Raw genomic sequence first — 8,787 nt, forward strand, 5'->3', positions numbered from 1 at the left:
ATGACGGCTTCGGTGCGCAGGGGGTTGATCTCGGAGACGGCGCCGACGAGCGTGGTCTTGCCGACACCGAAGCCGCCCGCGACGACGATCTTCGCCGACGTCGTGGCGCGGGCGGGTCCGTTAGAGCTTGCGAAGTCCACTGAGGACCCTTTCGAGCAGCGTGACATCGGGCGTTCCGCCCGACTCGCCCGCGGCGGCGGGCTGGTGGATGGCGACGAGACCGGCTTCCGCGAGGTCGGCGACGAGGATGCGGGCGACACCGAGCGGCACACCGGCCAGTGCGGAGATCTCCGCGATGGACTTGACCTCACGGCAGAGGTTGACGATCCGGGAGTGCTCGGGGAGCAGCCCGCCGGTCCGCTCGGCGGAGCCGGTGGTGGAGATCAGGGCCTCGATGGCGAGTTGGTAGCGGGGACGGGTCCGGCCGCCGGTCATCGCGTACGGGCGGACCAGCGGCTGCTGCTCGTAGCCGTCGGACTGCTGCCCGCCGTAGCCGCTGCCGTACCCGCTGCCGTACGAGCCGGCGGGTGTCGAGGGCGGGGTCATGGGTCCTCCTTGTGCTGCAGCCTGAGCAGCCGGTTCCAGCTGGGGCAGATGCCAGCTGAGGCGGGATCAGCTGCCTGAGGGTAGCTGAGGGTGAGACGCCGGGTCCGGTCGGGTCGGACCCGGCGGGGAGGTGGGACGGGTGGGTGGGTCCGTGCGGGTTCCGGTCAGTGCAGGAGACTGCCCTGGAGTTCCGCGCGGAGTGCGGGGGTGAGGACGGCGCCGGCGCGGTCGACGAGCAGGGCCATCTCGTAGCCGACGAGGCCGATGTCGGAGTCCGGGGAGGCCAGCACGGCGAGGGCGGAGCCGTCGCTCACGGCCATCAGGAACAGGAAGCCCCGCTCCATCTCGACCACGGTCTGGTTGACCTCGCCGCCCTCGAAGATCCGGCTGGCACCGGAGGTGAGGGAGGTGAGGCCGGAGGCGACGGCGGCGAGCTGGTCGGCGCGGTCCCGGGGGAAGCCCTCGGACATGCACAGCAGGAGGCCGTCCGCGGAGACCACCACGGTGTGGGACACCCCGGGGGTGTTGTCCACGAAATTGGTGATCAGCCAGTTCAGGTTCTGTGCGGCCTGGCTCATCTGGTTCAACTCAACGCTCCTGGTGATCTGCGCCGTTGCCGTCGCTCCGGCCACCGAAACTATCGAATCCGGGCTGCTGGGCACCATGCGGGAAACCCGGCTGCGTGGAGGTCTGCTCGGCCCCGGCCCGGCGGCCCTGCTGGATGCCGCGGCGCAGGTTGGTCAGTCGGCCGCGGACCTCCTCGGGGGCCCGGGAGACCTGGGGACCGGTCAGCGGCGAGGACTCGGCGGTGCCGGAGACCAGGTTGGCCTGCGGGGTCCGCCGGGGCAGGCCCGACATGGTCACACCGTTGGTCGAGGGCTCGCGGACCTGCTCGGCCCGGCGCCAGCGCTCGTCGTTCGCGGACGGGCGCCACGGCGCGTCGCCGGGGCCCGGCTGCTGCGGTTGCTGGGCCTGCTGCTGAGGCTGCTGCTGGGCCTGCGGCGACTGCTGGGGCTGCTGCTGCCGCGCGGCCTGCGGCCGGCCCTGCTGCGGTCGGCCCTGCGGCTGCGGGGCCTGGCCCTGCTCCGTGAACTCCGGGGCGGAGGTGCCGGGTCGACGCGGCTGGTAGGACTGCGGCCGCGCCTGCTGCGGGGGCTGCTGCTGGGCGTCGTCCTGCGGGTACCAGGGCTGCTGGTCGGCGGGCTGGCGGCCGGCGGCCGCGGACGGGCCGGTCGGCAGCGCCATCGGCTCCTGGTGCGGCAGCGGCAGCGGCTGCGGCTGCTGCGGGGCCTGCTCCGGACGCGCCGGGTTCGGCACGTTCGGCAGCACCGGCTCGACCAGGCCGAGGCCCAGCGGGTCGCGCGGGTCGATCTGGCTGGCCTCGAAGCGCGGGCGAGCGAGCTGCTGGGTGCTCTCCACCGGCGCCGGCTCGGCCGACGGCAGCGGCTGGGGCTGCTGCTGGGGCTGCTGCTGGGCCTGCTGCTGGGCCTGCTGCGGCAGCTGCGGCTGACGGTCGCGCTGCGGCGCGTCCGGGCCGGGGCGCTGCGGACGGCGCGGACCCTGGGCGTCGGGCCGGCCGGGGGCACCCGGGGCGCCCGGCGCACCGGGGCCCTGACGGCCGGGGGCGCGCTGCGGCAGACCGTCCTGCGGACGGTTGCCCGGGCGGGCGCCCTGCGGCGGAACACCGGGACCGCCGGGGCGGCCGTGCTGGGGCTGCTCGCCGGTCCGGGGAGCCTGGGCGCCGTCGAACTCGCCGCCCGGACGCGGCCGTTCCTGGCCGGGCTGCGGCTGGCCGGGCTGCTGCTGGCGGCCGCGGCGGGGCAGGCCGCTCGGGCCGGCCTGCGGCGGACCCTGGCGGCCCGGGGTGCGCTGCGGCAGGCCGCCCTGCGGCGACTGCTGCGGCTGCGACTGCTGCGGGGGCTGCTGCTGCGGCGACTGCTGCTGCGGCGACTGCTGGGTCGGCTGCGGCTGCGCGGGCTGCCGGCCCTGGCCCGGCCGGCCCTTGCTCTTGCCCGGAACCGGGTTCTCGCGCAGCGCCTTGCCGACCTGGCGGGTCGGCAGGCCACCGGCGCGGCCGCCGGGTGCACCCGGGCCGCCGGGCGCCCCCGGACCGGCCTGCGCGCCGGGCCCCGCCGGAGCGGCCGGACCGCCCTGGCCGAGCTGCGGGCGACCGCCCTGCGGGGCACCGCCGGCCGGGCCCTGGCCGAGCGCGGCCGGACCGCCCTGGCGGCCGGGCGGCATCTGGCGCTGCTGACGCGGCGTCGGGGCGGCCCCGCGCTGCTGCTTGCCCTGGGCGGGGCCGGGGCGGCCGGCGCCGCGGCGGTCGCCGGAGTTGGTGACGTCCACCGGGAGCATGACCAGCGCGGTGGTGCCGCCGGAGTCGCTGGGGCGGAGCTGGATGCGGATGCCGTGGCGCAGCGACAGGCGACCGACCACGAAGAGGCCCATGCGGCGGGAGACGGAGACGTCCACCGTCGGCGGGTTGGCGAGGCGCTCGTTGATCTCGGCGAGGTCGTCGGGGCTCAGGCCGATGCCGGTGTCGTGGATCTCGACCAGCACGCGGCCGTCCGGCAGCGCGTGACCGGTGACCCGGACGCGGGTCTGCGGGCTGGAGAACGAGGTCGCGTTCTCCAGCAGCTCGGCGAGCAGGTGGACGAGGTCGTTGACGACGCGGCCGGCGACCTCGGCCGACGGCACGGCGGCGAGCTCGATGCGTTCGTACTGCTCCACCTCGGAGGCGGCGGCGCGGAGCACGTCGACCAGCGGGACGGGGCGGGTCCAGCGGCGGCCCGGGTCCTCACCGGCGAGGACGAGGAGGTTTTCGCCGTTGCGGCGCATGCGGGTCGCGAGGTGGTCCAGCTTGAAGAGGTTGGCCAGCTGGTCCGGGTCGGCCTCGCGGCTCTCCAGCTCGGAGATGAGCGACAGCTGGCGCTGGATGAGGCCCTGGCTGCGGCGCGAGAGGTTGGTGAACATCGCGTTGATGTTTCCGCGCAGGAGGGCCTGCTCGGCGGCGAGGCGGACGGCCTCGCTGTGCACCATGTCGAACGCGTGCGCCACGTGGCCGATCTCGTCGGTCGAGTCGACGGCGACCGGTTCGACCGTGGTGTCGACGTCGTGCGGGTCGCTCTCGGAGAGGGTCTTGACCAGCTCGGGCAGGCGGCGCTCGGCGACGTCCTCGGCCGCGGCCTGCAGGCGGGTCAGCGAGCGCACCATCGAGCGGGCGATCAGACCGGCGCCACCGAGGGCGACGAGCAGCACCAGGGCGACCGCGACACCGATGATCAGGGCGTCCGTGTCGGCCTGCGACTGCAGGTCCTGGGCCTTGCCGTCGAGGTTCTCGATGAGCTTGGACTCGATCCGGCGCTCGGCGGTGATCTTGGCGCTGGACTTCTCGTACCAGTCCTTGTAGCTGACCGCCTCGGTCTGGTGGATACCGCCCTGGATGAGGATCGTCTGGGCGTAGCGGTCGGCGTCGGCGACCACCGAGTTGTAGCTCAGCTGGCTGCGCAGGTTGTCCAGGTCGTGCGCGGTGTAGATGTTGTTGAAGCTGGCGACCGCGTTGTCGTACGAGAGGCGCAGGCGGATACCGAAGGACTCGTCGCTCAGGCTGAGGTCGGGGGCCTTGGGGTTGGCGAGCGCGGCGCTGATCAGGGCCCGCTGCTGCGAGGTCGCGTTCTTGGCGAGCGAGAACTGCTGCAGCGCGCGGGTGGAGACGACCAGGTCCTTGTTGTTGGACGCGAGCGCGATGTCCTGGGAGATGGACAGCAGGTCGCGGATGATCACGTCGTAGGCGGTGATCGTCGACTGGATGTTCTGGTTGTTCTGGTACGGCAGGCTGCGGGTGTCCGCGATCGAGTTCAGGTCGCGGCGGATCTGCAGCAGCAGCGCCTTTCCACCCGACAGTTCGAGGTTCTCGAACTTGTCGGAGGACGCGGTGAAGGTGCGGCTCAGGTCGTCGGTGGCCTTGCGGGCGGCGACGATGTCGTCGTCCAGCGGGGCGTTCGGCTCGTGCGTGATCGGACCGGCGCTGATGTCGCGCTCGGTCTGCAGCGCGTCCGCGAGGTTGGTCGCCTTCTTGGCCAGGTCGGACAGGTTGGCCATCTGGGCGAGTTGCTGCGAGTTCTCCATCGAGGTCTGGATGCGCAGGCCACCGAGGACCAGCGAGACCAGCACGGGGAGGGCGAGCAGGGCGATCAGACGGGTGCGGATGCGCCAGTTGCGCATCGCGAGCCGGTTCAGACCGGTGGCCCGGCGCCTGGTCAGGGAGGTCCGGAGTTTGTCCCGGGTGGACTTCCGCTCCTGACCGTCATCCTCCGGGCGGCCGACGGCCTCGGGCGTCATCGGCTCGGCCGGGCCGCCTGGCGCCGCCGCCTGCTGGGGGGCTGCCACAGGCTCGCGCGACTCCGGGTTACCCGCGGCGCCGCTACCCCTTTTGAAACGTCCCTGCACTGGCGTCGCAACCTCTGGACCGGGCGTCCCGCCGCGTTGCCACGGCCTGGACGGTGTCGAGTTTCCATCCGCACCCCGGCCGGTCCGGGAGAGCGGGTCACCGGGGTGGACCACTCCCTACCCACGGTCCGTCGCATTCCAGCACAGCCGGGGAATCCCAACAAGGGCCGCAGGAACCAGGCGCCCGGCGCTACCGACCGCTTGCGGGATCTCACTGACTGTGCGGTAACCGGACCGGAATACCGCATTTTTCGGACACTCGCCGGATACATGCCAACCGGACCCTAGATCGAAAAGAGTCACAGACCTTCCGGAATGCCCGTTATCGGTCGAATGTCGGAAAATTCCGATGCGGCGATATGTCGGATATCTGAGTTTTGCTCGGCATTTTGTGAGCAAAATCACAGTCTAATGTGTAGCTTTGGTCACGGTCTCTGTGGAAAGAGATCTCGTAACCTGGCTGTCTCCGGTGCACGGCCCCGATCAGCCTGCCCAGAACCCCTCCGAATCAATCGGAATCACTCAGGCCGGTGCCGATCCGCCGCGGATCGCCCGGCCGTGACCACGAGGTGCTCTCGATGTCCCAGGCGAAGAACGCCACCAAGTCCACGCTGTCCTGCCGCTCCACCGCGAACCCGCGCCGGACGACGCTGGCCTCGGTCGAGGACTTCAGCAAGATCCCCGGCGCCCGCAAGGCCGAGGACGTCGTGACCTACGGCACCGAGCTGCCGGCCAGCACCGCCAACCCGCGTCGCACCCAGCTGATGGTCGCCCCGGCCGTCGTCCTGGCGGACTGACCCGCCGCGCGTGCCGAGAGGGCGCCGTCGCCACACCCGTGGCGGCGGCGCCCTCTGCTGTTCGTCGGCTCGCCCGCTCGCCTCGGGGTGCTCGCCCGCTCGCGCCGCTTCCGCCCCAACCGCGCTGAACAGGGGCAAAGCGGTCAGCCAGGGCCCCACGCGATAGCCTGGAGGCCGATTGACGGGCCCGCGCCCACCGTGGGCGGGGCGCCCACCAGCGCCCGGGCGCGCCCCGGGCGGCCGACGAAGCGAGGGGTATCCGAGCCGTGCGCATTGCCAGGTTTTCCGTCCGGGAAGGAAGCCCTGCCGCCGGCAGCGTCTCCTTCGGCGTGGTGGAGGGCGACCCTTCCCAGCCCGACTCGCTGGTCGTCCACGCGCTGGCCGGCCACCCGTTCGGCCAGCCCCAGCCCACCGGTGAGAGCTACCGCCTCCAGGACGTCCGGCTGCTCAGCCCGATGCTCCCGAACAAGATCGTGGCGGTCGGCCGCAACTACGCGGCGCACGCGGAGGAACTGGGCAACCGGGTCCCGGACGTCCCGCTGACCTTCTTCAAGCCGTCCACCGCGGTGATCGGCCCGACCGAGAGCATCGCGTACCCGCCGTTCTCCTCGGACGTCCAGTACGAGGCCGAACTCGCCGTGGTGATCGGCCGGATGTGCCGCGAGGTGCCGCTGGACCGGGTGCCCGAGGTGATCCTCGGCTACACCTGCGCCAACGACGTCACCGCCCGCGACGTCCAGCAGCGCGAGGGCCAGTGGGCCCGGGCCAAGGGCTTCGACACCTCCTGCCCGCTGGGTCCGTGGATCGAGACCGACCTCGACCCCGGCGACCTGGCCGTCACCTGCACGGTCAACGGCGAGCTCCGCCAGACCGCCCGGACCTCCCTGATGGTCCGCTCGGTCGCCGAGCTGATCGTCCACATCTCCGAGGCCATGACGCTGCTGCCCGGCGACGTCATCCTCACCGGCACGCCCGCAGGGGTGGGCCCCCTCAACGTCGGCGACGAGGTCGCCGTCTCCATCGAAGGCATCGGCACTCTCACCAACAAGGTGATCAAGCGTGGCTAACACTGACCCGGCCGTCCGGGTTCGCTTCTGTCCGTCCCCGACCGGCAACCCCCACGTGGGCCTGGTCCGCACCGCCCTCTTCAACTGGGCCTACGCCCGCCACAACGGCGGCACGCTGGTCTTCCGGATCGAGGACACCGACTCCGCCCGCGACTCCGAGGAGTCGTACGGCCAACTGCTCGACGCCATGCGCTGGCTCGGCTTCGACTGGGACGAGGGCCCGGAGGTCGGCGGCCCGCACGAGCCGTACCGGCAGTCGCAGCGGATGGACATCTACGCCGACGTCGCCCGCCGCCTGCACGAGGCCGGCCACGCCTACCACTGCTACTGCAGCACCGAGGAGCTGGACGCCCGCCGCGAGGCCGCCCGCGCGGCCGGCAAGCCCTCCGGCTACGACGGGCACTGCCGCGACCTGACCGACGACCAGGTCGCGGTCTACAAGCTGGAGAAGCGCGAGCCGATCCTGCGCTTCCGGATGCCCGACCGGACCATCTCCTTCGACGACCTGGTCCGCGGCACGCTCACCTTCGAGCCGGAGAACGTGCCGGACTACGGCATCGTCCGTGCCAACGGCGCCCCGCTGTACACCCTGGTCAACCCGGTGGACGACGCCCTGATGGGCATCACCCACGTGCTGCGCGGCGAGGACCTGCTGTCCTCCACGCCGCGGCAGGTCGCGCTGTACGCCGCGCTCGCCGAGATCGGCGTCGGCGACGGCACCACCCCGCGCTTCGGCCACCTGCCGTACGTGATGGGCGAGGGCAACAAGAAGCTCTCCAAGCGCGACCCGCAGGCCTCGCTCAACCTGTACCGCGAGCGCGGCTTCATCCCCGAGGGCCTGCTCAACTACCTGTCCCTGCTGGGCTGGTCGCTGGCCGAGGACCGGGACATCTTCGACATCGACGAGATGGTCGCCGCCTTCGACATCGCCAAGGTGAACGCCAACCCGGCCCGGTTCGACCTGAAGAAGTGCGAGGCGATCAACGCCGAGCACGTCCGCAAGCTGGCCCCGGAGGACTTCGCCGGTCGCCTGGTGCCGTTCCTGCAGGCCGCCGAGCTGCTGCCGGCCGAGCCGACCGCCGAGCAGCTGGACGTGCTCGCCAAGGTCGCGCCGCTCACCCAGGAGCGGATGGTCGTGCTGAGCGAGATCGTGAACATGGCCGGCTTCCTGTTCGTGGCGCCGGAGAAGTTCGCCGTCGACCCGGACGACGCCGCCAAGGTGCTGACCGCGGACGCCCGCCCGGTGCTGGAGGCCAGCATCAAGGCGCTGGAGGAGCTCGCGGACTTCACCCCGGAGCCGATCCAGGCCGCGCTGCGCGAGGCGCTGGTGGAAGGGCTGGGCATCAAGCCCAAGTTCGCCTTCACGCCGCTGCGGGTGGCCGTCACCGGTCGTCGGGTCTCGCCGCCGCTCTTCGAGTCCATGGAGCTGCTCGGCCGCCCCGAGACGCTGCGCCGCCTGCGCTCCGCCCTGGACGCCCTGCCGGCCGCCTGAGCGGGTCGCTGAGCAGGCCGCGGGCCCGGCTCCGTGCCGGGCCCGCGGCGTACCCGGAGGTCATCCGCCGGCCCCCTCGCCGCTGCCTGGGGTTATCGATTTTGGAGCCAGGGCAGACGTCGGGTAATGTTCTTTCTGCGCCGCCCGGGAGGGAACGGACGAGGGAGCGAAAGCCCCCCGGCCGGGACCGAACGAGAGGCGCAACGCCTGAGGAAGGGCCCGACGAGGGTTCAACTCTGGTGGGGTATGGTGTAATTGGCAGCACGAGTGATTCTGGTTCATTTAGTCTAGGTTCGAGTCCTGGTACCCCAGCGCAGTACCGCACCACCGTAGTACCGCAGTACAAGAGAAGATCAAGCCCCCGTTGTGTAGCGGCCTAGCACGCTGCCCTCTCACGGCAGTAGCGCCGGTTCGAATCCGGTCGGGGGTACGGATC

6 protein-coding genes, 2 tRNA genes and 1 pseudogene are annotated in these 8,787 nt (G+C 72.0%); 5 read left to right on the top strand and 4 right to left on the bottom strand.

Annotated features, from left to right (window positions below; genetic code table 11):
* The 4 genes and pseudogenes from AB0Q99_RS24820 to AB0Q99_RS24835 all read right to left on the bottom strand — a co-directional run.
* Positions 1 to 140 (bottom strand): annotated as a pseudogene (locus tag AB0Q99_RS24820) (ATP-binding protein); the annotation flags it as partial.
* Positions 121 to 546, bottom strand: a complete 426-nt coding sequence (locus AB0Q99_RS24825; RefSeq protein WP_363575289.1) for a DUF742 domain-containing protein — start codon at positions 544 to 546, stop codon at positions 121 to 123. The gene AB0Q99_RS24825 and the pseudogene AB0Q99_RS24820, both read right to left, overlap by 20 nt.
* Before the next feature lie 164 nt (positions 547 to 710).
* Complete coding sequence (locus tag AB0Q99_RS24830; RefSeq protein ID WP_030057391.1) at positions 711 to 1,124, bottom strand: roadblock/LC7 domain-containing protein; 414 nt, start codon at positions 1,122 to 1,124, stop codon at positions 711 to 713.
* Between the two features lie 10 nt (positions 1,125 to 1,134).
* Positions 1,135 to 4,935 carry a nitrate- and nitrite sensing domain-containing protein gene (locus AB0Q99_RS24835; RefSeq protein ID WP_363575291.1) on the bottom strand — a complete coding sequence of 1,267 codons (3,801 nt, stop codon included), beginning with the start codon at positions 4,933 to 4,935 and terminating at the stop codon, positions 1,135 to 1,137.
* A 638-nt stretch (positions 4,936 to 5,573) separates the two neighbouring features.
* On the opposite strand from AB0Q99_RS24835, the gene AB0Q99_RS24840 reads away from it, so the two are divergent.
* The 5 genes from AB0Q99_RS24840 to AB0Q99_RS24860 all read left to right on the top strand — a co-directional run bounded on the left by AB0Q99_RS24840 (position 5,574) and on the right by AB0Q99_RS24860 (position 8,781).
* Positions 5,574 to 5,792 carry a hypothetical protein gene (locus tag AB0Q99_RS24840; protein ID WP_363575293.1) on the top strand — a complete coding sequence of 73 codons (219 nt, stop codon included), beginning with the start codon at positions 5,574 to 5,576 and terminating at the stop codon, positions 5,790 to 5,792.
* A 266-nt stretch (positions 5,793 to 6,058) separates the two neighbouring features.
* On the top strand, positions 6,059 to 6,859 hold the full coding sequence (locus AB0Q99_RS24845; protein ID WP_363575295.1) for a fumarylacetoacetate hydrolase family protein: 801 nt from the start codon (positions 6,059 to 6,061) through the stop codon (positions 6,857 to 6,859).
* Entirely contained in the window at positions 6,852 to 8,351 is a 1,500-nt protein-coding gene (gene gltX / locus AB0Q99_RS24850; RefSeq protein WP_363575297.1) for a glutamate--tRNA ligase, read from the top strand. Before AB0Q99_RS24845 ends, gltX begins: the two co-directional genes overlap by 8 nt.
* Positions 8,352 to 8,591: 240 nt before the next feature.
* Positions 8,592 to 8,663, top strand: a tRNA-Gln gene (locus AB0Q99_RS24855).
* Between the two features lie 45 nt (positions 8,664 to 8,708).
* Positions 8,709 to 8,781, top strand: a tRNA-Glu gene (locus tag AB0Q99_RS24860).
* Positions 8,782 to 8,787 lie beyond the last annotated feature (6 nt).

Source organism: Kitasatospora sp. NPDC086791 (assembly GCF_040685975.1).
Taxonomy (GTDB): Bacteria; Actinomycetota; Actinomycetes; order Streptomycetales; family Streptomycetaceae; genus Kitasatospora.

What these genes read in the sequence shown, in the direction of transcription:
- AB0Q99_RS24825 (WP_363575289.1), bottom strand. Translation starts at nt 546, where the DNA reads ATGACCCCGCCCTCGACACCCGCCGGCTCGTACGGCAGCGGGTACGGC.
- AB0Q99_RS24830 (WP_030057391.1), bottom strand. Translation starts at nt 1,124, where the DNA reads ATGAGCCAGGCCGCACAGAACCTGAACTGGCTGATCACCAATTTCGTG.
- AB0Q99_RS24840 (WP_363575293.1), top strand. Translation starts at nt 5,574, where the DNA reads ATGTCCCAGGCGAAGAACGCCACCAAGTCCACGCTGTCCTGCCGCTCC.